At 39.1% G+C, this 25672-nt stretch carries 30 protein-coding genes, 3 tRNA genes and 1 other RNA gene; 10 read left to right on the forward strand and 24 right to left on the reverse strand.

Translation table 11 applies throughout. The features are described from left to right. Positions 1 to 35 precede the first annotated feature (35 nt). Positions 36 to 569 carry a YtxH domain-containing protein gene (locus BLP92_RS03860; protein WP_090840737.1) on the reverse strand — a complete coding sequence of 178 codons (534 nt, stop codon included), beginning with the start codon at positions 567 to 569 and terminating at the stop codon, positions 36 to 38. A gap of 399 nt (positions 570 to 968) precedes the next feature. Here BLP92_RS03860 and BLP92_RS03865 point away from each other — a divergent pair, with 399 nt between their 5' ends. Beyond that, positions 969 to 1211, forward strand: a complete 243-nt coding sequence (locus BLP92_RS03865) for a DUF2626 domain-containing protein (protein ID WP_090840738.1) — start codon at positions 969 to 971, stop codon at positions 1209 to 1211. Positions 1212 to 1372: 161 nt separating this feature from the next. Here the strand turns inward: BLP92_RS03865 and BLP92_RS03870 are convergent, their stop codons facing one another. Continuing rightward, the gene (locus BLP92_RS03870; RefSeq protein ID WP_090840740.1) at positions 1373 to 2011 is read right to left on the reverse strand and encodes an MBL fold metallo-hydrolase; all 639 of its coding nucleotides are present in this window, start codon (positions 2009 to 2011) and stop codon (positions 1373 to 1375) included. Between the two features lie 198 nt (positions 2012 to 2209). Here BLP92_RS03870 and BLP92_RS03875 point away from each other — a divergent pair, with 198 nt between their 5' ends. Then, positions 2210 to 2410: a DUF2759 domain-containing protein gene (locus tag BLP92_RS03875; RefSeq protein WP_090840741.1), complete on the forward strand. Its 201-nt coding sequence runs from the start codon at positions 2210 to 2212 to the stop codon at positions 2408 to 2410. Between the two features lie 20 nt (positions 2411 to 2430). On the opposite strand, the gene BLP92_RS03880 is transcribed toward BLP92_RS03875, so the two are convergent. Genes BLP92_RS03880 through BLP92_RS03895 form a run of 4 tightly spaced genes read right to left on the reverse strand, consistent with a single transcriptional unit; the run spans position 2431 to position 4900 of the window. Beyond that, positions 2431 to 3135 carry a DUF1385 domain-containing protein gene (locus tag BLP92_RS03880; RefSeq protein ID WP_090840743.1) on the reverse strand — a complete coding sequence of 235 codons (705 nt, stop codon included), beginning with the start codon at positions 3133 to 3135 and terminating at the stop codon, positions 2431 to 2433. A 13-nt stretch (positions 3136 to 3148) separates the two neighbouring features. Beyond that, positions 3149 to 3679: a hypothetical protein gene (locus BLP92_RS03885; RefSeq protein ID WP_090840745.1), complete on the reverse strand. Its 531-nt coding sequence runs from the start codon at positions 3677 to 3679 to the stop codon at positions 3149 to 3151. Beyond that, positions 3669 to 4652 (reverse strand): ROK family glucokinase, encoded by a 984-nt coding sequence (locus BLP92_RS03890; RefSeq protein WP_090840747.1) that lies wholly within the window; start codon positions 4650 to 4652, stop codon positions 3669 to 3671. The genes BLP92_RS03885 and BLP92_RS03890 overlap by 11 nt, the downstream gene beginning before the upstream one ends. 50 nt (positions 4653 to 4702) lie before the next feature. Further along, entirely contained in the window at positions 4703 to 4900 is a 198-nt protein-coding gene (locus BLP92_RS03895) for a YqgQ family protein (RefSeq protein WP_090840749.1), read from the reverse strand. 371 nt (positions 4901 to 5271) lie between these two features. On the opposite strand from BLP92_RS03895, the gene BLP92_RS03900 reads away from it, so the two are divergent. Beyond that, complete coding sequence (locus BLP92_RS03900) at positions 5272 to 5670, forward strand: YueI family protein (protein ID WP_090840751.1); 399 nt, start codon at positions 5272 to 5274, stop codon at positions 5668 to 5670. 11 nt (positions 5671 to 5681) lie between these two features. Here BLP92_RS03900 and BLP92_RS03905 read toward each other — a convergent pair whose 3' ends face one another. From BLP92_RS03905 to rpmG, 6 genes are all read right to left on the reverse strand, one after another. Continuing rightward, on the reverse strand, positions 5682 to 7286 hold the full coding sequence (locus BLP92_RS03905) for a rhomboid family intramembrane serine protease (RefSeq protein ID WP_175444166.1): 1605 nt from the start codon (positions 7284 to 7286) through the stop codon (positions 5682 to 5684). A 356-nt stretch (positions 7287 to 7642) separates the two neighbouring features. Then, positions 7643 to 8599, reverse strand: coding sequence for an L-lactate dehydrogenase (locus tag BLP92_RS03910; protein WP_090840754.1), 957 nt, complete (start codon positions 8597 to 8599; stop codon positions 7643 to 7645). Positions 8600 to 8704: 105 nt separating this feature from the next. Continuing rightward, complete coding sequence (locus BLP92_RS03915) at positions 8705 to 9481, reverse strand: DUF92 domain-containing protein (RefSeq protein ID WP_175444167.1); 777 nt, start codon at positions 9479 to 9481, stop codon at positions 8705 to 8707. Positions 9482 to 9496: 15 nt separating this feature from the next. Further along, positions 9497 to 10036, reverse strand: coding sequence for a 5-formyltetrahydrofolate cyclo-ligase (locus BLP92_RS03920; RefSeq protein ID WP_090840757.1), 540 nt, complete (start codon positions 10034 to 10036; stop codon positions 9497 to 9499). 418 nt (positions 10037 to 10454) lie between these two features. Further along, positions 10455 to 10595, reverse strand: coding sequence for a hypothetical protein (locus tag BLP92_RS17940; protein ID WP_175444168.1), 141 nt, complete (start codon positions 10593 to 10595; stop codon positions 10455 to 10457). Between the two features lie 791 nt (positions 10596 to 11386). Then, positions 11387 to 11536 carry a 50S ribosomal protein L33 gene (gene rpmG / locus BLP92_RS03925; RefSeq protein WP_090840759.1) on the reverse strand — a complete coding sequence of 50 codons (150 nt, stop codon included), beginning with the start codon at positions 11534 to 11536 and terminating at the stop codon, positions 11387 to 11389. Positions 11537 to 11771: 235 nt separating this feature from the next. Between rpmG and BLP92_RS03930 the strand changes: the two genes are divergently transcribed. Then, complete coding sequence (locus tag BLP92_RS03930) at positions 11772 to 12089, forward strand: hypothetical protein (protein ID WP_090840762.1); 318 nt, start codon at positions 11772 to 11774, stop codon at positions 12087 to 12089. A 26-nt stretch (positions 12090 to 12115) separates the two neighbouring features. Beyond that, a complete protein-coding gene (locus BLP92_RS03935; RefSeq protein WP_090840764.1) occupies positions 12116 to 12580 on the forward strand; it encodes a hypothetical protein in 465 nt (154 codons plus the stop codon). Positions 12581 to 12621: 41 nt separating this feature from the next. On the opposite strand, the gene BLP92_RS03940 is transcribed toward BLP92_RS03935, so the two are convergent. The 8 genes from BLP92_RS03940 to BLP92_RS03975 all read right to left on the reverse strand — a co-directional run bounded on the left by BLP92_RS03940 (position 12622) and on the right by BLP92_RS03975 (position 18376). Continuing rightward, positions 12622 to 14664: a penicillin-binding transpeptidase domain-containing protein gene (locus BLP92_RS03940; protein ID WP_090840766.1), complete on the reverse strand. Its 2043-nt coding sequence runs from the start codon at positions 14662 to 14664 to the stop codon at positions 12622 to 12624. A gap of 95 nt (positions 14665 to 14759) precedes the next feature. Then, positions 14760 to 14947: non-coding RNA, 6S RNA (gene ssrS, locus BLP92_RS03945), on the reverse strand. A 137-nt stretch (positions 14948 to 15084) separates the two neighbouring features. Then, positions 15085 to 15693 (reverse strand): superoxide dismutase, encoded by a 609-nt coding sequence (locus BLP92_RS03950; protein WP_090840767.1) that lies wholly within the window; start codon positions 15691 to 15693, stop codon positions 15085 to 15087. A gap of 107 nt (positions 15694 to 15800) precedes the next feature. After that, positions 15801 to 16145: an iron-sulfur cluster biosynthesis family protein gene (locus BLP92_RS03955; protein WP_090840769.1), complete on the reverse strand. Its 345-nt coding sequence runs from the start codon at positions 16143 to 16145 to the stop codon at positions 15801 to 15803. Positions 16146 to 16371: 226 nt separating this feature from the next. Continuing rightward, positions 16372 to 16464, reverse strand: a tRNA-Ser gene (locus BLP92_RS03960). A 12-nt stretch (positions 16465 to 16476) separates the two neighbouring features. Continuing rightward, a tRNA-Ile gene (locus BLP92_RS03965) sits at positions 16477 to 16553 on the reverse strand. Positions 16554 to 16570: 17 nt separating this feature from the next. Further along, positions 16571 to 16647 (reverse strand) — tRNA-Met (locus BLP92_RS03970). 103 nt (positions 16648 to 16750) lie between these two features. Beyond that, on the reverse strand, positions 16751 to 18376 hold the full coding sequence (locus tag BLP92_RS03975; RefSeq protein WP_090841090.1) for a Na/Pi cotransporter family protein: 1626 nt from the start codon (positions 18374 to 18376) through the stop codon (positions 16751 to 16753). Between the two features lie 196 nt (positions 18377 to 18572). On the opposite strand from BLP92_RS03975, the gene BLP92_RS03980 reads away from it, so the two are divergent. The 3 genes from BLP92_RS03980 (at position 18573) to BLP92_RS03990 (ending at position 20262) form a co-directional block, all read left to right on the forward strand. Then, positions 18573 to 19361: a DUF1189 domain-containing protein gene (locus tag BLP92_RS03980; RefSeq protein ID WP_175444169.1), complete on the forward strand. Its 789-nt coding sequence runs from the start codon at positions 18573 to 18575 to the stop codon at positions 19359 to 19361. Positions 19362 to 19518: 157 nt separating this feature from the next. Then, positions 19519 to 19854, forward strand: a complete 336-nt coding sequence (locus BLP92_RS03985) for a helix-turn-helix domain-containing protein (RefSeq protein ID WP_090840773.1) — start codon at positions 19519 to 19521, stop codon at positions 19852 to 19854. Positions 19855 to 20037: 183 nt separating this feature from the next. Then, positions 20038 to 20262, forward strand: a complete 225-nt coding sequence (locus tag BLP92_RS03990) for a helix-turn-helix domain-containing protein (protein ID WP_175444170.1) — start codon at positions 20038 to 20040, stop codon at positions 20260 to 20262. A 42-nt stretch (positions 20263 to 20304) separates the two neighbouring features. On the opposite strand, the gene BLP92_RS03995 is transcribed toward BLP92_RS03990, so the two are convergent. Together BLP92_RS03995 and BLP92_RS04000 are read right to left on the reverse strand one after the other, a co-directional pair. Next, positions 20305 to 20952: an NfeD family protein gene (locus BLP92_RS03995; protein ID WP_090840777.1), complete on the reverse strand. Its 648-nt coding sequence runs from the start codon at positions 20950 to 20952 to the stop codon at positions 20305 to 20307. Between the two features lie 213 nt (positions 20953 to 21165). Further along, entirely contained in the window at positions 21166 to 22056 is an 891-nt protein-coding gene (locus BLP92_RS04000; protein WP_090840778.1) for a DUF1002 domain-containing protein, read from the reverse strand. 209 nt (positions 22057 to 22265) lie between these two features. Between BLP92_RS04000 and ispG the strand changes: the two genes are divergently transcribed. Next, positions 22266 to 23381: a flavodoxin-dependent (E)-4-hydroxy-3-methylbut-2-enyl-diphosphate synthase gene (gene ispG, locus BLP92_RS04005; RefSeq protein WP_090840780.1), complete on the forward strand. Its 1116-nt coding sequence runs from the start codon at positions 22266 to 22268 to the stop codon at positions 23379 to 23381. A gap of 146 nt (positions 23382 to 23527) precedes the next feature. Then, entirely contained in the window at positions 23528 to 24109 is a 582-nt protein-coding gene (locus BLP92_RS04010; protein ID WP_090840782.1) for a hypothetical protein, read from the forward strand. A gap of 222 nt (positions 24110 to 24331) precedes the next feature. Here the strand turns inward: BLP92_RS04010 and BLP92_RS04015 are convergent, their stop codons facing one another. Together BLP92_RS04015 and BLP92_RS04020 are read right to left on the reverse strand one after the other, a co-directional pair. Continuing rightward, positions 24332 to 24751, reverse strand: coding sequence for a Fur family transcriptional regulator (locus BLP92_RS04015; protein ID WP_090840784.1), 420 nt, complete (start codon positions 24749 to 24751; stop codon positions 24332 to 24334). Further along, positions 24748 to 25614: a metal ABC transporter permease gene (locus BLP92_RS04020; protein WP_425284415.1), complete on the reverse strand. Its 867-nt coding sequence runs from the start codon at positions 25612 to 25614 to the stop codon at positions 24748 to 24750. Before BLP92_RS04020 ends, BLP92_RS04015 begins: the two co-directional genes overlap by 4 nt. Positions 25615 to 25672: the final 58 nt, after the last annotated feature.

Raw genomic sequence — 25672 nt, forward strand, 5'->3', positions numbered from 1 at the left:
AAAAAATCTCCGCAGAACGGAGATTTTTCTAAAAGTTATTTTTGTTCTTCATTTTTTAAATCTTCCTGTTTTAATTCTTCCACATCTGCTCGTAATCGCTCTTTTGTTTCTTCAATCTCATCGACAACCTGCTGTGCCAGTTTTTTACCTTCAGACTTTTCACTGTCCATAATACTCTTGACATCTTTTGCAAGCTCATCACCCATGTTGGACGCTTTATTTGCTACTCCGCTCGCTCTTTCAGTGACCCGTTCGAACTGCTCTTTAGCGGCACTTGTAAGAGCATTGGACTTTTCTTTAGCTACCTGTGAATATTCAGCGCTTTTCTCTTTTGCTGTTTTAGTCCAGGCATCTGATTTTTCTTTTGCAGTCTGCGTATAATCTGCACCTCTTTCTTTTGCAGTATTCGACCATTCTACTGTTTTGTCTTTCGCAGTAGAGGCCTTTTGATTAATATCAGTACGCAGTTCCTGACCTGACTTTGGTGCGTAAAGCATTGCGGCAGCAGCTCCGACAACGCTGCCAACTACAGCTCCGATAATAAAATCCTTCGTATCCATTTTACCCATTCATAACATCCTCCTTTAATTCCGATATGTATTAAGTTCTACATAAAGTGTTATATACCTTCTTTTATTTAAAAATAAACATTAACATCCATTAAATCAACACCTTTTTGAAGATTTAGCTCTGTAAATCTTCATTGTGGATAGGAAAAAAATTCTGCTGAAACTGCCCTTCCGTGGATGAGCTCCTCCGCTTCCTCACTGCAGTGCAAGATCTTTTACAGAGCCTGTTGTTATTAAATCAGATCAAATAAGGAGCAGTACCTGTTGAAAATAACTGCAGCTCTTTTTAAAACTATATAGATGCAATAGTTTACAAAAGGCGTGGAAACGATTTATAATAAAGTGAACTTACTTACGTTCATATAATAAGTATCAGCTACATAAAAAGGAGGGCAAGTCATGGAGCGCATGTATCGGGTTCTGGGATTCTGGACGGGTATTTTTGCCGTATTATTTCTTGTGGGCGACATGCTGGAAGCATCGATTTTATTCTTCGCACAAACAGGTGTGTTTGTTGCACTTAGTTATTTAAGACTTTCTGAACGTGCATATGTTTATATTTTCGGTGCCTATTTAACAGTATTTTTCGTCGGCTTTACTTATTACACTACGTTTATTATGGTACCTGGTGTCGGTCACTAAAACACTATTCATAAAAAAACTGCCTCTATCTTAAAGAGAGCAGTTTTTTTATATGAAAATTGTTAACATCTGACCAGTTCTGCAACTAAATCTTTTATCAAATGAAAAATTAATTCTTATTCAGTTTTGTTACTTCTTTTTCAAACAGTTTTTACTCATATCTACCACCCAAAACCATTAATAAAAGGATTTGTTTCTTTTTCAGCCATAATTGTAGTTTCGGGACCATGGCCATTTAAAATGAGAGTTTCCTCAGGAAGTTCAAGCAGCTTCTCATGAATGGAAGTTAACAGCACATCATGATTGCCCCCGGGCAAATCTGTTCTGCCCACTCCGCCTCTGAATAAAACATCTCCAGAGAAAGCGGTTTTCTCTTCTGAAAAATAATAAGTGACACTTCCGGGAGAATGTCCGGGTGTCTCCAGCAGTTCAAATTGAAAGCTTCCTATCTGCTTTACTCCTTCCTTTTCCCAATGATAATCAGCTGGGCTGCAGGATACTTTTTCTATACCAGGGAACAGACCTGACCCATTCAGTTTTTCATCTCCAAGCCAATCCTTCTCTTCCTCATGCAGATATACTGGACAGTTCCATCGCTTACGGACTTTCTCCAAAGCTCCTATATGATCAAAATGTGCATGCGTTAGAAGAATTGCTTCAACTTCCACTTGAAGCTCCTCCAGCCTTGCTGCTAATTTTTCTGCTTCCCCTGCAGGATCAATTACTATCGCTTTTTGATCTTTCCATAAAATAAAACTGTTTGTCTGCAGTGCACCTAATGGCATACGTTCGTAATTCATATGTAAATTCCCCTCTCTTTATTTGCTTATTGTTCACAAAATATCCTTTATTTTTTTATTTCTCAGAAACTCCCACTCGACAATTTATCAGAAAAAAAGTAAAATATGAAGTGATAGTAGCTGTCATCCTTTAGGATATTGAGATTTGCTACATAATTATTATACTTTTTTATTTTGACAGAAGGAGGTTCACACAACATGTTTCTTGGTCTTATAACTTTAGCTGTTGCTATTTTATCATTTTTTGGTCTGATTAAAGAGATGAAACGGAAAAACATATTCGGAGCAGGATTTGCTTTTGTTTCTTTTGCTGTATTTGGATGGTTTTCTGTGCGGACAATCATAGCTGTAATCTTTACGGACGGCGGAGGCGTAGTAGCCTTTATATCTACTTTATAATCAAAGAAAATCCGGTGAGTTTATTCACCGGATTTTTTTTCGTTTTCAAATCTTTTCAGATTTTCATATGCTGTAATCGCTGTCTGTACATGTATGCGCTGTGGAATGGAGGTCGTTACTTTTCTCTGCAGCCAATAAGAAATTTTTCTTGCTTTTTTTATAAGATACTTATCTGATTTAAACCACTTTCCCAATGCTGCAAATGATAATACAGCAGCAATGTAAGTACTTGCGGCTAAAGCCTCGCCCGCCGGCAAAAAAACATTTCCTAATAGGAATAACAAAAATAAACTTATAAAGAAAAGGACGATAACATTGGTAGAACAGTTGCGATTTATAACGGAACTCTTACTAATCAGAGAAAGGTTGTCCCCCCGAATCTCCCCCCTGCAGGAAAACACCTGGTGCTCAGCAGCATGAAATTTTTTCATTTCTTTCGGGAACCAAAAATGAAAGCTGAACAAGAAAATCAGATAATAATGAAAAGAAATAGGAGGAACAGCATCAAAAAAATATGTTGAAATTAAAATCGCTGCGCTTCCAAGAATAATTATAATAAACCTGGCTGGAAGCATGAAAAACGCTCGTATGCACTCAAAGAGCACTCCTTTTTTTGAATAAGCGTTTACCTGATGGTGTATTTGGCCATGAACATTCCAAGCGTGAGAAATGCACGCCGGACTGAAAAACATAATACCTTTTGCATGTGAGATTCCCCGTATCATTCATGCCCTCCAATTAAACCGGCTCTTCTACCACCCAAAATTGATCAGGAATTCTCTCTTCGAGCAGTTCCTGTATTGATTCCGAGGAGGAAACATTAATTTCTGCAGCAGCCCAGGTATGATAATATCTTACAGCATCTATATCTGCAGAAGCATCCAACAGCAATTCACCTAATGCTCCAATAATTTGCTCACCATCTGCATAAGTAGGAAATTCTACCGCTATTCCATCCGGGGTTTCTTCCCACTCAGAAGTTTCATATAATATTTCTCCTGCCTGCTGAAGCCGCAGTTCCACTTCCTCCACTGCATCAGCATCAATTACCAGTTCAATATAGTCAGTTCCTGCAATCCCATCCTCAGGAAAACTTCCCCACTGCCATTCTATATATTGATTTTCTTCTCTTTCATAAGCGATAAAAATATTTTCTTCCAGATCTGTATTTGTGAAACCTCCCGTCTGGGTTAACGAGTAATATCCAATTGCAAATAACCCAAGCATTACTAAAAGGGGGAGAAATATAAGGATTTTATTACCTTGCACCTGCATCAAGCCCCTTTTGAGAAATTAATTCTTTTGCAATCCAGGCCGCTCCAATAACTCCGGCATCGTTGCCTAACGTAGCAATATTAATTTTAGTTTCCTGCGCAATTTTAGGAATTGCATACATTTTGAAAAAGTAAGAAAGCTTTTCGAGCAGGAAGTCTCCAGCTTTGGACACTCCTCCGCCTATCACAATGATTTCCGGATTCAGTGAATTACTTAAATTAGCTAAAGCAAATCCTAAATGCTCCATTGACTCATCTAAAACTTTTCCAGCCAGTACATCTCCTTGTTTTGCTCCGTCCAGGACATCTTTTGCCGTGACGCTGCCGTCCTTAAGGAATACCTTCTGTAAATAACCGGCTTTCTCCCGTTGAACAGCTTCCAACCCTAAACGGGCAATTCCTGTAGCTGAAGAAACAGTTTCCAAGCAGCCGCTTTTCCCGCAATTACAGCGCGCTCCGCCTGATTTCACAGAGGATATGTGACCAATTTCTCCTGCCATGCCGCTTTCTCCATGAATAATCTCGCCGCCGGCAATAATTCCGCCCCCTACTCCGGTACCGAGTGTTACAGCTATAATGTTCCGGGCATTTTCTCCGGCACCTTTCCACTTTTCGCCGCCGGCAGCCAGATTTGCATCATTATCCACTATCACAGGAAGACCTAAGAGTGCTTCCATTTCATTTTGCAGAGAGTAATTTTTCCACCCTAAATTTACAGCTTCATAAATAAATCCATTATCTACATCAATAAAGCCAGGTGCACCTACCCCGGCCGCAAGCAATTCCTCATTCAGCTCTTTACGCTCCTTAATAATAGAAGCAGCTATTTCTTCTACTATGTAAGCGCCGTTATCTTTTTGGTTCGTTGTAATTTCCCATTTTTTTAGAATCTCTCCTGACAGAGCTATAAAAGCAATTTTTACAGTAGTGCCGCCAACATCTATTCCTACGACAGCTTTTTTGTCCATTTCCCTTCACCTCATTTTAAAAATCATTTATCCATTGTAACATGCAGCATTCATGATTGCTTTTTCAATTTAGAACGCTCTGCTGCAACAGCTGTTAAAGCCTGATGCAAAAAAAATTTATCTACAATACCAAGCTGATACTGCTCTTTTATTTCTTCTGTTATCAGGTCTAAATCAGCTTCTTTATCCCCTGTATAAACAAACACATGATACACTCTTAAATGTTGAAGAAGTTCTAAGTAAGTCAACGATTTTCCTCCCGCATTTTATCCAGGGTCCTAATAAAAATTGGTTACCTTGAAAATAAAAGTTTTGTTTTAAAAAAGTAATACCGCTGCTGCACTTTCGGAGAGGCTTGTCCACGGCAGACCTGTGGCAGCGAAGTTTTCTCATGGCAACCATGAACTTTAACAGAGCTAACAAATTAAAATAATTGCTCGGCTAGAATTTATCACAATAACCAAATCTCTACTATTATAACAGGTAGACTATATACTTTGCGTCAATTATATAATTATATTTGAGAAGTGTCGGTTGTGATTGAGAAGAAGTGATAAACATGATAAAATAAAATTGTTCACAAATTCACAATCACGCTTACAGAAATGAGGGACCACTGATGCATCAGGATAAACTTGAACAGATTATACAGGAAGGTATTTACGGAAAACCCGAGATCAGGCCGGAAGAAAAACATTTGTTTTTAGGAACGTACGCGGAACGAGTCAGGTTAGCATTGACAAACGGCCAGGTTTACAAGAAAGGAATGTACGAGGAAGCACTCCAGCTGATGAGCAGACATAATGATATGCGTATGCTTATTAATGGCAACCTCCCTTATACTTCTTATAACAATTATGTCAAAGCAGCAAATGAAAAAAATGTTCCCTTTACTGTGCATAATGATTTTCAGGCAACACCGCTCGGCATAGTTTTCACGACAGATTATGCTATCCATCAGGAAGATAATATTTTTATTAAGGACAGCATATTTGAAGAGGAAATGGGGAAAAATTAATGCGCCGGCAATTAGGAATTGTCAGGCGCATTTTCTATTATTTCATTTCTTAAATCTTCATAATCACTTTCTCCCGTTATTTCCAGAGCACTGTTTATTGCTTCCAGTGCTTCTTCGTAATTCCCTCTCTCATACTGAAGTATTGCCAGATTATAATAGGCTTCGTGAAAATCCGTGCGGAGCTCAATTGCAGTGGAGAGATTTTCTTCAGCTTCCTCATATCTCTCTCTTTGCAGCTGAGCATAGGAAAGCAAAAAGTACGAGTTGGCCTGAATTTCTTCATCAGATACAGGGCCGCTTTCATCACCCTCTATATCTACCGCTCTTACCAGATAACTTTCCGCGTCTTCATAATCGTTCTCTTCGATTGATTCTCTTCCCAGCTCATAATAAATTGTCTGCAGCTGAGAACTTTCTACATTTTGTGTAAAGCCTGCTAGTAAAAGAATCAGCGCGGCTAAAACAGCTCCAATACCAGCAAGCGGCTGCGATTTCAAATATTTTCTCTCAGGTAAGCCTATAATAGCTGAGGCAGCGAACCCTCCTATCAGCCCGCCGATGTGCGCCCCATTATCAACCATGGGTACCAGAAATCCAAAAGCGAGGTTAATTCCAAGAATAATCACTACACTGCTTCCAAAGGTTCTGAAAAACAATTTTTTATTTCTTGCACCAAAATACAGCAGGGCCCCAAATAATCCGAAAATAGCACCACTGGCACCTGCAGAAATATTGTCATTAAACACAAAACTGGAAATTGAGCCAAAAAATCCTGCGGTGAAATAAATAAAAACAAATCTGGCTGAACCAAATATTCTTTCTACAGCACTGCCCAGATAAAAAAGCGCGAGAGAATTCATAAATAAATGAAGAAAACCTATATGAAGAAACATAGCACTGAAGAAACGCCACCATTCTCCTTCTATGATTAAAGGATCAAATTTTGCTCCCAGCGATACTAATGTTCTCGTACTGGTGGAAGATCCTACTTGTTCCATAAAAAAATAGATCGAAAAAATTACAATAAGCAGCGCCAAGGTAAAAGTTGGCTTTCCATACATAAAAATGTTTCGCTCTTCTTCTCTTCTTTTATGATAACTTCTTTCCACCATGTGTTTTAAAGTCCTGCACAGTTGTTCACTCTGTTCTTCATCCTCCAGCTGATACTCAGGCACATAGGATGGCATATCATGCAGCTTCCACTCAGTGGCCAACGGAAAAAAATTTTCATAGAGGTTTTCCATTGGAATAATAATGGACCTCATTTGCCTTTTTCCTCCTGCAGTAAATGGTAAAGGCTGGGAAACTTCGTCTTCATAGCTGTCCACAGGGGTAAAAGGAGCAAAAATTACATTCGTCACATTTGCATCACGCATTTTCATTTTTTTTCTGATCGATTTCGCCGATTCATGCGCCCGGTTTATATCATTGCGCAATTGGCTGCTCCAGTCATAGCTTCTTAAATGGAGACGAATCAGATTACTGTTTTTAAATCTGTCGTCTTCGAGCCAGACTATTTTACCTTCTTCATTTATGTGTATCACTTTCATATCTTCTTTTTTTATTAAATGATGAAGTGTTTCCCAAAATCGTATTTCTGCCTTTAAATGATCCAAACTGCTCCTCCTCCCTGAAAATACTGATTTCATTAATACTTTGTCGGCTTAAAAAGGATTTCAGTGTGCTTCCAGATAAAATTTCTCTGTTCCGATCTCCCAGCAGTCTGATTCTTCCCCTTACAATCACTTCTTTGGCCGGGATTCTACGTACAGAATATTTTACTCAATTGTTTAAAAACAAACTAAAGCCGATCCTGCAACAGCTCAGCTTACTGCATCCACTGCTGACAAGATAAGCAGCTCAGCCGAAAAATAATGTTTTAATGAGCTTATCTACAAAAAAGATGCTTCTACACTATTCCTTAATATAGGAACAGGTAAACGAAGCACCTTCAATTACTAGCCTTTATATATTATACTTCAAAGACAGGTTTCATCGCTTCTTTTAAGACTTTTGCAGAATGTTCCAGCTGCTGTTTCTCAAGATCATTTAAATCAATTTCAATGATTCTTTCTACTCCCCGCCTGCTTACAACAGCCGGCACACCTATATATAAGTTATCCAAGCCATATTCTCCTCTTACAAGAGTCGAAACTGTTAAAATTGACTGCTCGTTCCGGAGTATAGCTTTCGTGAGGCGTGCAAGCCCCATAGCGATTGCATAATGGGTAGCCCCTTTTCGTTCAATGATATGATATGCAGCATCTCTCACATTAATGAAGATATTTTCAAGTTCTTCCATCGTTCCTTCAGGTTTATACTTCTCCATGAAACGATGGATATGCTCTGAGCCAATTCTAGTCTGACTCCAGACAGGAAGCTCGGTGTCACCGTGTTCCCCCATAATATACCCATGAATATTTCTCACATCTAAATCAAAATATTCTCCCAGCATAAATCTGAATCTTGCCGTATCAAGAATCGTACCTGAACCAATAACACGTTCCATCGGCAGACCCGAATATTTCCAGGTTGCATAAGATAGAACATCGACTGGATTTGTGGCAATAATAAAAATACCATCAAAGTTTGCCTTCATGACATTTTCTACTATGGATTTAAATATGCGTGCATTCTTTTCAATTAAGTCCAGGCGGGTTTCTCCCGGCTGCTGATTTGCTCCTGCTGTGATTACGACAAGATCTGCATTTTCACAATCCTCATAATCTCCAGCTTTCACTTTGGTTGGCGCTCCAAAAGGCACCCCATGGTTTAAATCCATTACATCGCCTTCTGTTTTATCCTTATTCAAATCTATTAATACCAACTCATCTGTAATATTTTGATTAATTAAAGAAAATGCATAACTTGACCCTACGTAGCCTGTGCCGATTACAACAACTTTATTGGGCTTTTTATCAAATGCCATCAAATATCAAGCTCCTTTAAAATAATATAATTGTGATTACATTCACATTCATTGTAACGCATCCAAATCCTTATGTCACAAACCAATAAGAGTAAATTATGACTTTCACGTGAATAACATCGTAATAATTCCTCCGAGGACCGCCGCTAAAAATACAGTTACCAAATTCACTATATCATTTGAAATAAAAGTTTTCCCTTTAATAAGTACTGGCTTTTCGCCACAGTGTTGCGTTTTTTCAGTAACAGCACAGCACACATTGCATTGGTAAAGCGACTGCCAGCGGTCCCCCATCCAGGCATCTCCAATTTGTCCGGAAAAACCGACTACTACAAAAGTCGTAAGAAGCCAAAGACTGAGCCCTGTGTCATGTGTTATGTAGGCAGCCAGTACCGTGATGCCGCTCCCTGCAAATGCAGCAGCATGTCCAGCAGTAGTTACTCCACCTGAAATTCCTTTGGCTGCAGACTGAGAAGTAAAAATTCTTTTAGGTTGTTTTTTTGACCGTTTACCAATAGTAGAAGCCCAGGTATCCGCAGCTGCTGCGGCAAAACCTGTAATGAAACCACCCAAAAAAGCGGGGTGTGGATAGAGGAGAAATAACATCGCAGCCAATCCTGAAGGACCACCATTTGCAAGTACCTGCAATGCATCTCTTTTTGAACCTTTTTCCTCTACCTTATCATTTACTTTCAAAAATTTTTCTAACAATACAGCCGGTATAAAAAAAGCGCCAAGTACAAGTAAGCCGGTCCAATGAAATGCTGCAGCAGATAAAGTACCTACAATAAGGGCTGCTCCCGCTCCAGAAGAAGTTAATGAATTCGCTTTCCAGGCTGTAAAGGCAGCTGCCCCTACTATTCCATATAATATTAAATCCATGTTAAACATCCTCCGTTACGGGGTCAGAATTTCATTTACAGGCTGATCGAATGTTTCGACTGGTATATGTTCCACTAATTGAAAATCAAAACATAAACTAATGGAATATCCAGATGTTCTTGAAAGAAGCTTATCGTAATATCCCCCGCCGTATCCAATGCGATAGCCTTCCTTATTGAAAGCCAGACCGGGAGTTATAATTAATTCAAGCATATCAGCTGCACAAAAGCCTGTTTTTGAAGGATCGGGCTCTATCAGGCCGAATGATGCTTTCCTGCATTCAGAAAAGTCGGTAAAGCTGTAAAAATCTAATTGACGTGTATTTTTATTAACAACAGGAGCTGCTACTGTTTTACCTTCTTTCCAGGCTTTCTGTATGATGGGATATGTATCAAGTTCATCTCCGACAGAAATAGTTACTGCAATTACGTCAGCATGTTTCCATGCCTCGTGCTCAAAGAGCTGCTTATATAATAACTGTTCCTGGTCTTTTTTATCATAGATCTCTGTATTTTTTCGGTATGAAAGCATTTTCTGCCTGATTTGTGTTTTCATTTTCCCCAAAACCTCCTAACACTTACTCACAGATAAATTTACTTGCACCAATCCGCAGAAAGATAAACTGCAGTTTAAACGTTCCCTCATTTTACCGTAAAGAATTTCATAAGTCATTTTTTAAAAATATAACTAACGGAGAAAACAACTTCTATTATAAAAGCTGTCTTGAAAATAAAAAGTTCGTTTTAAAAAAGTAATAACGCTGCTTTACTTTCGGAAATGATAATCCAAAGACTTGTTCTGTGCTAATCCCTGGAAAAACGAATTCGTTTTCACTCAGTCATTCATAATACAACAATGCATTTATAATGTACCTGCGAGTAATTATTAAAAATAACTGCGTATGCTTATAGTAACCTCTATATAAAATTATTATTATTCTCCTAAAATATAAAAAGCATCCGTATAGGATGCTTTAACTTAATGTAGGTTTTCGTACATTATAGTTGTAAGGGCCAACTCCCTCTTTCTCTTCAGCAGAAACTTTCTTTTCAGATTCTACTTTCTGCACACTGTCAGGACTTTTTGGCATCTTTTTTACTTCTTTTAAATCCATCAGTGAATCCCCCTCTATGATTGAAATATTAACCTCTTTTGTAGATGGAACCAACAGCCGTTTTCACATGCTGTTAGTTCTATTATACTTATAAGTTTATTATCGGCAAGAAAACTGACTTATATTAGAAAGTTTCAAAAAATAATTAATCTATTTTTGGGAGTGATGATTTTTAAACGGATTTATTTAAATAATTAAGAAATTAAGTTTTGTAATATAATTTACAATCACTTCTGTTGATTAGCGGATATTATCTAAATGATATTTCGTGTTTCCTATCCAAAAAGGATAGACGGTGCTTCATTTCAAGAATGTGCTACGGCGCTTTGTTTCCACCGGAGGATTTCCACAAGAGACTTTCTCCGCTGGTCTGTCTTCGGCAGCCGGATGTTCGAATCGTCCAATTTTCCTCCAAGAGTCGCCGGCTGTGCGCCGCTTTTTTTTCACGTTTAGGAAAAGCGATACTGTAGTTTTACGAAATGACGAGATACCCCCTACATCTTCTACGTAAATAAAAGATTCTTTGCAGGGGCAGGGTGTTATTTCGATACTGCGGAAAAAGAAAGTTAGAAGATCACTGGACACCCTGCCGTTTGGTCGGACCTTCGCATGATTGTAGCCATCCAAGGATTTGAAATTTCAGGAAGGCGGTCTCCTTTCTTGAGATTGGCTGCGTGTAGCCTTTTTTAAGTAAGCCCTAAGTTTTCTTATGTCTGCATCATCCTTAAACAGAACCAAAAAATAAAAGCCCGTCTCCCTTTATTAAAGGAAAACAGGCTTTTATCTCTTGCTTACTTCGTTTCGCGGTGTGTCGTGTGACGACCCAGACGCGGGCTGTACTTTTTCAGTTCAATACGATCTGGATTCGTACGTTTATTCTTTGTTGTGATATAGTTACGATCACCAGTTTCAGTGCAAGCTAAAGTTACTTGTACACGCATGATAATACCCCTCCAAACTCTGTTTTACTCATACCTTAAAATAATAGCAGAGAAACATAATTTATTCAAGTATGTCTGTAAAGGAATTTTCCTTTAGTTCAATTTAATACATCATTTATGAAGTTTCAAGTGCCTCAAAATAAAATAAATAATCTGCGTTTAAGTCCTATCGCTTTTATTTCCCGGGTTTGATAAAATAAATGAATATTCATGAAAGCAAGGTGAAGTAAACAAAATGGCTGAATGGTTAATTGGAGGTTTGTTTTTAATCTCTATTTTATTATTTATAGTTTCTTATTTGAAAAAAGATTCTTACCAGAAGCTTGAAAAACAGATGGAAGAGAATTCTATTCAAATGATGCAGGAAATGTACTTTTTAAAGAAAAAAATTCAGCAGCTGGAAGATGAATTCAGGGAAACCACTAACCCTTCCCCACCTGAACTGAGTCGTAATGACATTCTGGAACTTCAGGAAGAAGGTTATGATGTAGCGGAAATTGCAAGAATAACCGGGTACACTGTTGTGCAAGTGGAAGAACTGCTGTATGGATAATATGAAAGGAATAGAGGAGAGCCTGAATGAATAGTGATTTTTTACGAGGTGCTGCTGCTCTGAGTTTTATTCTTGGAGTTATTTCAGCCGTTTATTATTACGTTTTCAGCGAAGAAAATACAGTCGAAGAAAATTTTTCCTCTAACCAGGTTCAGGAAGTTGAGGAAAACGAATCTGAGGAATTGACAGAAGAGATTCAGCGTTTAGAAGAGACGATTCTCTCCATGCAGGAAGAAATTAATTCTGGATCGCCAGATAATTCGTCGGATCAGGATGACATTCATAGAGTAGCCATACTAGAAATTAATTCCGGAATGAATTTGGAAGAGATTTCAGAGCGGCTCGTTCAACTGCAAATGATTGAGGAATCTCAGGATTTAAAAGATGCCGTGCGTGCAAATGACCTGGCACAGAATATTCAAATCGGAACTTATGAAATTAATGATACGATGAGTCCGGAAGAAATAGCGCATTTGATTGCCGATGAATGAAAAAAAGCTGATCCAGTCATCTGGATCAGCTTTTTTATAATTTAATTTTCAGTTTCCTCTTCAGGATCAATAATTTCTGCTCCATCCTCGGGCTGCTGTGGACCTTCCCGCTCTTCCTTCAGCTCAAAGTAGGCTTCAGCTGCACGTTCTGCAATCGTATTGGCGATACCTGCTGCATCAGAATCTGTATCCACTCCTGGAGCAACAACAGAAAAAGCTACCTCAGGATCCTCATACGGTCCAAAACCGACGAACGTTTGATTATGCGCTTCTTCTCCATTAACGGTTACCTGCGCAGTTCCTGTTTTTCCAGCCATTTCTACATCGAGATTGTTAAAGTAGGCACGCGCAGTACCTTGATTTCCATTGATAACTCTATGAAACCCAGTTTTTATTCTATCAAAGTAGGTTTGATCTACATCAATAATATTCAATACTTCCGGTTCGAACTGATGAGAAATAGTTCCCCATTCCTCAGACTGCGGATCCGGATCGATAATTTCGCTTACTACCCGCGGTGCTATTCTTACCCCATCGTTGGCTATTGTAGATACATACTGCGCAAGCTGCATAGGCGTATACGTATCAAACTGGCCAAAAGAAAGGAAGAGCATGCTTCCTGGATCTATTATCCCACCATTAATACCAGCGAACTCACTTGGAAGATCAATTCCTGTTTCTACTCCCAGGCCAAACTGCTGATAATAAGAACGAAGAATATCGTATCCACGAGTATAATTCCCCCAATTACGTCCGGAAACGCCCGGCACGTAATCTACCAGCCGCATAGCAACTTCCACCATATAAATATTGGAAGAACGCTCCAAAGCCGTTAAATCATCAACATAGCCTAATTGATTTACCGATCTTATCGGCTGGGAGCCCGGCAGATTAATCGGTCTGTCATATATGCCGGATCCAGGCGGCAGAACTCCCGTATCATATCCAGCGAGCACAGTTGCTCCCTTCATTGATGATCCGACTACGTAGCCCTGGGTAAACGTACCAAGGTCACTGCTTCCTCCAGCCATGGAGAGCACTTCCCCTGTATCAGGTTCCATCATTACTACATAAGCATCAGGGTCTGCAATAAAATCGCTGCTGCGGTCTTCGAGCACCTCATCAATAATTTCGCTGACCCGCTGCTGCAACTCCATATCAAACGTAAGCATTAAATCATTGCCCCTGCTCCCAGGTTCTTCTTCTGGACTGCGAATGATATTCCCGCTTTGATCTGTGTAGTTTTCCAAACTTCCATTCCGGCCTCTCAGCACGTTTTCATATTGCGCTTCCAGATAACTATTACCCACTTCATCATTTCTCTGGTAGCCTTTCGCTAGAAATCCACTTAAATCATCTCTAGGAATTGAACCTACCCGTCCAAATATAGAACTCATATGATCACCGTAAACATATCTCCGAGTGGAATCACGAATAATATCTACCCCTGGTAAATATTCCATATGCTCCATTATCTGCGCAGCTTCTTCATATTCCACTCCACGCAGCACTTTATGTGGCACATCGTTATAACCGCTGTTGAATTCACGCCAAATCATAAACACTTCCAGTTCTTCTTCAGAAAAAGAACCCAGCTCTTCCTGCGTAATAGCTTCTATTCGCTGAGTATGAGCTTCTCCATCACTAAGCTCCTGCTGATTCTGCTGTTCTAAGGTTAATTTTTCCTCAAACTCTTCAGGATTCAGCAGCGCCCAGTATTCTCTTCGGTCTCTCTCGTATCTGGATTCTATGCCCTCAGTATCCAGCGTAATAAACTCATTTAAATCAGCCGCTGTCGCTAACAGTTCTTCCTGAGGACGGTTTCGATTTGTATAAGTAACTGTTAACTGAAGTTTATTATCTACCAGCAGGTTGCCGTACCTATCATACATAAGACCTCTCGGGGCTTCTACTTCCTGACTGACACTCACTTCATTTTCCAATTGATTCTGGAACTCTTCTCCCTGCACAATCTGCACTACTCCGAGACGCAGGATTAATGCAGAAAACAATAAAAAGACTACAAAAAATAATATATTCAGGCGAATGGACAAATGTGATTTATGTATTTTTTTCTCACTCATAATTACACCCTCTATTTACATTGCTGCATTCCGCAGTAACTTAAAATTTTTAAAAGGGTGTCCCAAAGTGAAACTTTCAGGACACCCTCAAGAAACTATTGCCCGCATGTGCGGTTATCTTCAAGATTTCACGAACCCGCCCTAGGCAGGTGGGTGCCCGCAAAACTGGCTTCAACTTCCTGAAAAAATCAGGCGTGTTGTCGACAGTTTAATATAAGGCTCCCGAAGTGAATTGGTGTTCGGTTCGAATTAAACTGGAAGTTCACCAACACCGCAGGCAGTTATTAATCTAAAACAAGTATACAACACTATTTACCTTTTAATCAATATTACTGAAATGTCTTTTATATGAAAGTTTTTTCAAGAGAAGATTTGCCGGAAAATAAAAGACGGCCTTTTATAAAAAGGCCGCCTCATTAATTATTTTGCGTCAGCGTAGCGCTTTGCTACTTCATCCCAATTAACTACATTGAAAAATGCATCTACATAATCAGGGCGCTTGTTTTGATACTTGAGATAATAAGCATGCTCCCAAACGTCTACACCAAGTAATGGAGTTTTACCTTCACTAATAGGTGTATCCTGGTTTGGAGTAGTCATTACTTCAAGCTGGCCGTTATTAACTACAAGCCAGGACCAGCCGGAACCAAAGCGAGTTAACGCACCATTTTTAAATTCTTCTTTAAATTTGTCAAAACTTCCAAAAGCTTTGTCGATAGCTTCTGCTAATTCTCCGTCTGGAGTACCGCCGCCATCCGGGGACATCATTTTCCAGAAAATTGTGTGGTTGTAATGACCGCCGCCGTTATTTCGGACAGGACCTTTCACGCTATCTGGAAGCGAGTTTAAGTCTGTTAGGAGCTCTTCAATGCTTTTGTTTTGAAGATCGGAGTGACCTTCTAACGCATCATTCAGCTTCGTGACATACGTGTTGTGGTGCTTACCGTGGTGAATTTTCATAGTTTCCTCATCAATGTGAGGTTCTAGAGCGTTGTGTGCATAAGGTAAATCTGGTAGTGTAAATGCCATTCATATCTCCTCCTTAAAATTTATGATCCAATGCAGTCAGAAAACCAATCTTTTGAAATGTTTCCTGCATTACTTACAATATCAAACATTCCACAACCTTTCAAATATTAAACCTTCTCTGCTGATCGGACTTTCATCCGCGGGTTTAACATTTGCGCAGGCGATGAAAGTTGGAACGCACCTGCTTTTTCATTGTAATCTATTTTCATATTTTCCTCATAAATCCAGTCTACTCTGGAATCAAGCGCAGCCAGAAAGGAGTCTGCGTTCGTTTCAATAAAAGAAATACTTTGCGGCAGCTGAGATTCTGATGTTAAAACCAGATCACTCACTCCGTTGACAACACAACCTGTGCCCGCCGTCTCATGACTAATGAATAATACATTCAGCTCTTCAGGAAAATTCATTTCGCTCAACTTTTCCAGTGCGGCATTTGTAATTTCTACTTTCACTTTGAACCTCTCCTTTCCACTCCAATATATACATTTCCCTTTAAAATCGATTTACAAACTAATTATGATTATTATAAATTATAAAGATTCATATAAATCTAAGAAAACACAGCACTTCTGCGCACCTATCTATAACACCAACCAGCTTAATCAGAGCCTTTTAATTATAGCTGTAAAAATGTACAAATAAAAAACGAGAAGCATCAGCTTCTCGTTGAATACATTATGGAGGAGGAAGAGGGATTCGAACCCCCGCGGGCTTTGACACCCCTGTTGGTTTTCAAGACCAATCCCTTCAGCCAGACTTGGGTATTCCTCCTCAGGAAAATAATGGTGGACCCTGCAGGACTCGAACCTGCGACCGGACGGTTATGAGCCGTCAGCTCTAACCAACTGAGCTAAGGGTCCAATCATATGTAAAAGGTTGGTAGCGGCGGAGGGGATCGAACCCCCGACCTCACGGGTATGAACCGTACGCTCTAGCCAGCTGAGCTACACCGCCATTTCTGCAAAGACAAGTAATATCTTAGCATGCACCTTTTAAATTAGTCAACGTTTTTTAAAAAATATTTTTTTAAGATAATCTTCTTGGTTAAATACTGCGTTTATTCTCCCTCTTCAGCTACTGCTTCTGCAATATTTACAGAGTGGTCTCCAATTCTTTCCAGGTTGCTGATCATGTCTACAAATACGATACCTGCTGAACCTTCACAAAGACCTTCATTCAAACGCATAATATGTTTCTTTCGAAGCTGACGTTCCATTTTATCTATCTCTTCTTCTTTTAAGATTGCAGAGCGCGCCATTTCTACATTATCATTGTCCAAAGCTTCAAAAGCTTCTTTCAACGTGGCAATCGTTAATGTAAACATTTCTTCCAGGTCCTCCATCGCGGACTGTGAAAGTTTCACCTTATTTGCCACCTGATATTCTTTTAATTCTATAATGTTTTCCATATGATCGCCGACACGTTCAATATCCCGGACTGTATCCATCAGCATTGAATGATATCTGGAATCAGCCGCTGTGAGGGAATTTGTTGAAATTCTGGTTAAATAATCGGTGATTTTTCTATCCAGATTATTAATAGCATCTTCAAACTGATACGTAAGTTCTGCGTGACGTTTGTTATTTGTTTTAACAAATTCTGCTGCTTCCTGCAGCCCCTGGGAAGATAATTCTCCCATACGGAGCGTTTCCTTTTTCGCCTGTGATAAGGCGATAGAAGATGATTGTGAAATGATGCTTGGATCAAGATGCTGCGCTTTATATTCAATTATCATATCATTACCCGGAATTATCTTTGTTACTGCGAGTGCAAGCAGCGCCACAAAAGGCAGCTGTATTAATACATTTGACACGTTAAATATACCGTGCGCAAAAGCAATCGTCATCTCAGGATTTAAATTTAATGATTCCTGAAAATATGCGACCATCGAGATATACGGCCGAATAATAATTAAGACGAGAATAGTACCTACTACATTAAAGATAACATGTGTAAGCGCAGCGCGTTTCGCAGCAATCGAGGCCCCGAGAGATGCTAATACAGCTGTAATTGTTGTCCCAATATTATCTCCAAACAATACAGGAAGTGCGGCATCCAAATCAAGAGCCCCCTGAGCAAAAAGCTGCTGAAGCAAACCAATTGCAGCGGAAGAACTTTGAACACTTACCGTAAAAATAGTACCAATCAAAACTCCGAGCAGCGGATTCGCACTCATATTTACTGTAAGTTCTGCAAAAGCTTCCAGTTCCCTTAACGGCCGCAGTCCGTCCCCCATTAGATTCAGTCCATAAAACAATGCACCAAACCCAAAGAAAACCTGTCCGTAGTTATTTGCCTTTTTATTTTTAAAGAAAAATATAAGAAATGTTCCTACCGCAACAATAGGCAGCGCATAATCTGAAATATTCAGCCCGATAATAAATGCTGTAACTGTTGTTCCTATGTTTGCACCCATGATCACACCGATCGACTGCCGCAGTGTCATAAATCCTGCGTTAACAAGACCAATTGCAAGTACAGTGGTACCTGTACTTGTCTGCAGTAATATTGTCACTACAATCCCAGCAAGAACACCCATAATTGGATTACTCGTAAATTTATCTAATATATCCCGCAGTTTGTCTCCAGCTACTTTTTGTAATCCATCCCCCATATATTTAATTCCAAAAAGAAAAATAGCAAGGCCTCCGACAAACATAAATATTAAATCTCTTAATTCCATATCCAAAACGATGTCCCCCTGATTTCAATATGTATCGTTCGTTGACCCGTGTTCATCCTACGTGAAGTTTGTAAATTATATGTTAAGGTTTTGTAAAGATTTTATTAAGTTTGTAAATAACTGATTTTGTTGTATTAAATTAATTCAAACTGTAAAATAGTTCATGCAGTTCATATACATAAGAAGGAGAGTAAAAATGAATATCTTCCAACAATTTATTAAAAGTTTGTATTCCCCTGAGACAATAGCGAAGTTTAGAATGGCGAAAATTGGAAGAACAATTTTATATGTATTCCTTTTAATGCTGATTGCATCAATCCCTATGTTTATTTCTCTAACTATATCATTATCCGCATTATTTGCAGCGGGAGATCAGTATATGCAAGAAATACCTGATTTCGATATTGAGAATGGAGTGCTTCAGGCTGATCAGGAAGAACCATACGTGAACGATGAAGATGATATGACGTTAGTATTTGATTCTACGGGTGACATGTCCGGAGGAGACCTTGAAGAATACGGAAATGTGATTGCATTTTTGGAAAGAGAAATAATATTTGTAACGGGGGGAGTAGCAGAACGGATCGCCTATCAGGAATTTGGTATTGATGTTTCCAAGCAGGAGCTTGAGAATTTTTACACTACGCTGAGCGATTTGTCTATTTTAATTATTACCATTGTTCTTGCAGGTTTTTATCTATTTAATACTGCACTAAAATTTCTTGGTATTTTTACTTTGTCGGTAATTGCTCTTGCAATGAAAAAGAATACAGCAGACCACCTGCGTTACAGACATTGCTGGATACTTGCTGCTTATACTGTAACCCTTCCAACCATTCTGTTTGCAGTCCTCGAAGGCCTTGGGTTATTAATTCCATTTTCGTTTGTGATCTATTGGATTATTGCAGCAGTAATGATGAATTTGGTTTTAAAACAGGTTCCGGCTCCTAAAACACGACCTGCCGAAGAAAATACCTTAAACTGAAATTATTAATTATACTCCTTGATTGTTTATTGTTTAAATCAAGTGCTATAATTCAGAGGAAAGATATTTTAAAATAAACTTGTTATTAGTTTCGAAAGAAAATGTTTTAAGGTATATTATAAATAGCAGGATTCATTGACGGAGGTGATTTTGCGTAATGATCGGATCCAGAGTGAGACAATACAGAAATGCTAAAGGATTAACTATGAGTGAACTCGCCGAACGCGCAGGAGTAGCAAAATCCTATTTGAGTGCAATTGAAAGAGACATCCAGACAAACCCTTCGATACAGTTTCTAGATAAAATCGCATCGGTACTAGATGTAGATATAAATGTTTTGCTAAAAGATGTAACAAGCTCTACTTATGAAGAAGCTGCAGCTCTTGATGAAGAGTGGCAGTCACTCATTGCAGAAGCAATGAATTCCGGAGTTTCCAAAGAAGAATTTAGAGACTTCCTGGAATACAATAAGTGGAAAATAAAGCAAAAGTAGCTCTAATTCACTATAATCAAAATTTTTGATGCCCTGCAGGAGAGACCATTCTCCTGCAGTTTTTTGTGTTTTTCTTTTTATCTAGGACTTGTTCTTTATTTAGGATATTTATGAGCATTTTAATTTACTTTTTAAAGACCGTGCGTTATAATGAACAAAACAGCGAAGAGAGGTGGATATAAAATGAGTATTGGGGACTTAATCAGATATGAAAGAAAAAGAAAAGGATGGACACTCTCTCAGCTTTCCAGACGCACCGGTGTTTCTAAATCATATTTAAGCTATCTGGAAAGAAATCAAAAGAAAAACCCTTCTATTACTATAGTCAAGAGACTATTTATCGTTCTGGATATACCGCTTGAAAAGATTATGGAATCTGATAATACAAAAGAAAATCATTTTGGATAAATAAAAAATCTCCCCTCGGCACTGAGCCAAGGAGAGATTTTTTTATGATTCTTTTTCTTTCTCTTTAACCGGCGTGATAAGAATTCTTGTCCCATCCGCAGAAAGTACCTTTATATCGGTTTCTTCCTGCAGCCAAAAATTATCAGTGGTTGCGCTGTAAAGCTTCCCTTCAATTTCTACAGTACCTGTAGGACGAAAAGGAGTTTTCGTAATTCCTTCTTTTCCTACAAGTTCTTTGTAGGAATTGTTCATAGAGTTATAACCTTCTTCTTCCGTCATTCTGTCTTTCAGCAGAACTTTATCCCACATTGCTCTTGCAGTAAATACTTTTGTAAAGAGATAAGAAGTTGGCGCAGCGAATACAAATGCCATAGAAACTAATACGCCATAGGTGAAAGTCGGTGCCGGCAGTGCCAGCCCTAAGATCATCAGTATAATACCAACACCGGCAATGGAGCCATCCGAAGTTACTTTGCCGTCAAAAATAATAAGCGCCAGGCCAATAACGTATAACAGTACTACCCACATGCTGTCTGCCGCAGTTAAATGGTAAGAGAAATATACCGACATGATTACAATTCCTATCACCGCAAACAAGCCCTTAGCCTTTACCATTACTTCCCCAAAAAGGAATAAAGTTGCGAGAAAGACCACGAAAAAACCTAACACGGCCATATCTAAAAATTCCATATATCGTCACTCCCTCTTTCCTCGCTTACAATTTTATTTTACCAGATATTTATCCTTAATATCACGTACGAACGTTCAGAGAAAAAGTTTCATAATTGAAGAAAAGAATTATAAACACCGAAGAGAGGAAAATCAAAAAAATTTATTTTTCTATCAGTATGTGAAAAAGGAGATATCCCATATGCAGGGATACCTCCTATTAAGAAAATGTTTTTAATTAGATGATGATTCTGTACTGAACCACCCTTGAATCATGTCCAGCAGAGAATGGAAGAAATCTATAATTGACTGCAGGATTCCCTGTCCTTCTTCACTTTGCACAAAGTCTCCGATATTACCACGGATACTGTCAATCTGAGTTCTTACCTGATCCCAGTCTATATTCAGCCCGCGGATTCTTTCAAATAAAGAAACCAGGCCGTCCAGCTCACTTTCTGACAAATTCATTCCCAATTCTTCAGCAATCCTTTGAATCAGCGCCCGAAGGTCTTCTTCAGTTTCTACATCCTCTTCTGCCAGTGCTTCTTTAATACGCGCCATAAGCTCCGTCGCTTCTTCCACACCATACTCTTCTCCGAGTTCAGCTGTTTTAACTAGTTCTTCATTTGCCGCCTGCTTCTGCTCTTCCGGAATATCTTCTTCCATTGATTCTTCATACGCTTTAATTAATCCTGTAAGCGCTCCTGTACCGGAAACTTCAAAAGGCGCTGTAACATATATCTCCGCATCTTCCACTCCAGCTGTAATTAACGCATTTGCATACATACCTTCAGATACCCAGGTAATTCGATTCGTCTCAACATCAATACCAGCGCCTTCTTCCAGCAGTGTTATTTTAGAGGAAGAAAGTGCTCTTGTTCCAATAACAGATGCATCAATATAATCTCCTAAATATTGGTGTTCTTCTTCATTGGTCACCTCAATAATCATCACTTCATTTTCTGAAACTTCCATCTCACTTAAAAGATTTTCTCTTTGCTGTGGGTTTAAGTCTTCTCCCAGTGTAACTAATTCATCTCCAGTGGCAGCATCTGCAAATACTATTGAAGAAAATGCAAACCATGTAAGAAATAAGATCAGTCCCGTTTTTAACCATTGATTCATTTCAATCCCCCGCTTTATTTTGTATAAGTACATTATTTGAGTCGTTCTTCCCTATGAAAAAGTTTCACTTTTAATGAAACATACAGTGAGAATTTATAAATTTACTTAATATTTACACAGTCCCAACCCTTTCTCGCTTGTAGTTTCTTGACCACGTTGTTACAATATACGTTGAACGCGCGAAGACTATAAAGGGGCGATGGTGAATAATGACCCAATTTACTCACAGAAAAAATACACGTAAAGTGAAAGTTGGACCACTGACAATCGGAGGCTCTGACGAAGTAATTATGCAAAGCATGACGATGTCAAAGACACACGATGTTGAAGCTACTGTAGCTGAAATCCTACGCTTGGAAGAAGCTGGCTGCCAGATTGTTCGTGTAGCTTGTCCAAAAATGGAAGATGCGGAAGCAATTCCCGAAATAAAAAAACGTATTAATATTCCACTTGTTGTAGATATTCATTTTGATTATAAAATGGCATTAAAAGCTATTGAAGGCGGCGCAGATAAAATCCGGATCAACCCCGGAAACATCGGACGCCGTGAAAAAGTAGAAGCAGTAGTAAACGCTGCAAAAGCAAAAGGAATTCCAATCCGCATTGGTGTAAATGCAGGTTCGCTTGAAAAGAGAATTCTTGACAAATACGGTTATCCTACTGCAGAAGGCATGGTTGAAAGCGCACTGCATCACATTAAGATTTTAGAAGATCTAGACTTTCATGACATTATTGTCTCTATGAAAGCATCTGACGTAGATCTTGCCATTGAGGCTTATGAAAAAGCTGCAGAAGCATTTGATTATCCTCTGCACTTAGGGATTACAGAGTCCGGTACTCTTTTTGCAGGAACAGTAAAAAGTGCTGCAGGCCTGGGTGTACTTCTGCATAAAGGAATCGGTAATACGATGAGAATTTCCTTAAGTGCGGATCCTGTAGAGGAAATTAAAGTACAAAAGGAACTTTTAAAAAGCTTTGGACTGGCTGCGAATGCTGCTACGCTGGTTTCCTGCCCAACATGCGGCAGAATTGAAATTGATCTTATCAGCATTGCCAACGAAGTAGAAGAATACCTCCAGGGAGTGCATGCACCAATTAAGGTATCTGTGCTCGGCTGTGCAGTAAACGGCCCGGGCGAAGCAAAAGAAGCAGATATTGGGATTGCCGGAGCACGAGGAGAAGGCCTATTGTTTATGAAAGGCAAGACCATCCGGAAAGTACCGGAGGAGACAATGGTGGAAGAATTAAAGAAAGAAATCGATAAGCTCGCTGAAGCACATTATGAAAAACAGCGTCTTGAAAAAGAAGCTGTGGAAAAAGCATAGATTCAGTTGTAAAACTGCCTCCAGCAATTGAGAGGCAGTTTTTTACTAACTTCCGCTTTTTATTCCTTCCCAGACCGTGAAACTAAAAGCAAAGTATGAGATAATGCTCTTTAATGCGTATTACCAACAAATGAGGTGATGTAAGAATGTCAAATCAGCCCTACCGCTTTGGGATAGATATAGATGGTACTGTTACAGATCCGGCAACATTTATCCCCCACCTGAACAAACACTTTAATAAGCAGCTGACGCTCGCTGATATCGTAGATTATGATTTAACAAAAGCACTGGATGTGACAGAAGAGCAGTTTTGGAAGTGGATGCAGAAACATGAATCCATGCTTTATCAAAAATCAATTATCGCTGATAATGCGAAAGAAATTTTAACTGCGTGGAAAAGCGATTTTGAATTGTTTTATATCAGTGCCCGGCCAAACCATTTATATGATATTACAGAAGAATGGTTCCACCGTCTCGAAGTGCCTTATGACCATATTGAGCTGCTGGGGCAGCACGATAAACTTGATGCTGTCAGAGAACATAAAGTAGATACCTTCTTTGAAGACAAGCACGATAATGCGGTAAATATTGCAGAAGAATTCCAAATTCCGGTGATCCTAATGGAAACACCTTATAATCAGATGAGCGTTCCTGATAATGTGCATCGTGCAAAAAACTGGCATCATGCAAAAGAAATTGTAGACCGTTTATTTATGACATCGAAGTAAATACTCCTGGCTGGATGTGAAATGCTTTACATGAAACCCCTCTCTTTCTAATGAAAGGGAGGGGTTTCATGCTGTTGAAAAAGTACTTTTTTGTATAAGTATACGATTTTATGCTTTTGTCCCAGCTTCTCACATTGGCCCTCGCCACTTTTCCACCTTTCTTCTTTTTCCTTTTATTAATAGAGAAAATACAGTGGACTTATTCAAAAAAGCGCTCAAACATTAAGTTTGAGCGCTGCACTGTTCGCAATATCCATAGATCTCGAACTTATGGCCGACTACCTCAAAGCCAGAAGCTTTCACCGGCTCATTATCCATCGGACAATGATGGATATGCTTTGTTTTGCCGCAGTCCAGACAAATCACATGGTGGTGATGATCTTCGACTGCACAGGAAAAGCGGAATCGCTTTTCCCCCTCTAATTCCGTTGCTTCTAAAATTCCCAGTTCTGTAAATAAAGATAAGTTTCGATAAATTGTATCGAAGCTCATTCCTCCGTATGTCGGGTGTAAATACTCCAGTACGTCTTTTGCCGCCAGGTATCTTCCTTCATCAGAAAAAAGCTGAAGCATATCTTTTCTTTTATCTGTATATTTATATCCTTCTTTTTTTAACAGTTCAATTGCGTCCTGTACATTCATGACAGCTGCTCCTTTCTTACTCTTTTCGCAGACAGATCCATTAGTTTCCTCACAAAGGCTGCGCTTACTAAAATAAATATACCTGCAGCGACAATCATTCCACCTGTAGCTACATTAAAATAATAAGAGGAAATAACTCCGCCTAATACAGCAGCCTCTCCAAACAGGATACCAAGAATTAACACATGTCGAAAGCTTTTCGCAAATAAGATGGCGGCAGCAACAGGAAGGGTGATCAATGCTCCTACCAATAAAATGCCCACCACCTTCATAGACATAGAAATAACTAATGCAATCAGTACCGAAAAAATAAAATTAATTCTTTTAACTGAAATACCCGAAGTGACTGCAAACTCCTGATCAAAAGAAATAGAAAGTAATTCTTTATAAAACAATCCGACTATAATCATCGCTGCTATTCCGGTAACGAAAATAAATATTAAATCATTTAAGGTAACTGTGATTATACTTCCAAACAGGTAGCTGTACCACTCAGTATAACTAGACTGAGTCATACTTATCAGTACGGCACTCAATCCTACTCCTGCTGAAAGTATAATCGGAATAGCAAGCTCCTGGAAGTGCTGGTAAACCTGACGGAGCTTTTCAATTAATAATGACCCGGCCAGAGAGAACAGCAGACCCATATAAAGCGGATTAACTCCAGCAAATAGAACCGTTGTCTGCGTCATCAGCACGCCGGCAGTAATTCCAGTTAAGGTTACATGCGAGAGTCCTTCAGATATGATTGTCATTCTTCTAACAAGCAGGAAAGCTCCGATAAGAGGACTAATAAATCCTATTAAAAGTCCCGCAGCAATTCCTCTTTCCAAAAACGTTAACTGCTGTAGCAATTCCAAAATATCACCCGAGTCTTTTTCTTATTTTTTGCTGCCTTGAAAAAAGATTCTTCAAAAGAAA

The organism is Alkalicoccus daliensis, assembly GCF_900103955.1.
Taxonomy (GTDB): Bacteria; Bacillota; Bacilli; order Bacillales; family Salisediminibacteriaceae; genus Alkalicoccus; species Alkalicoccus daliensis.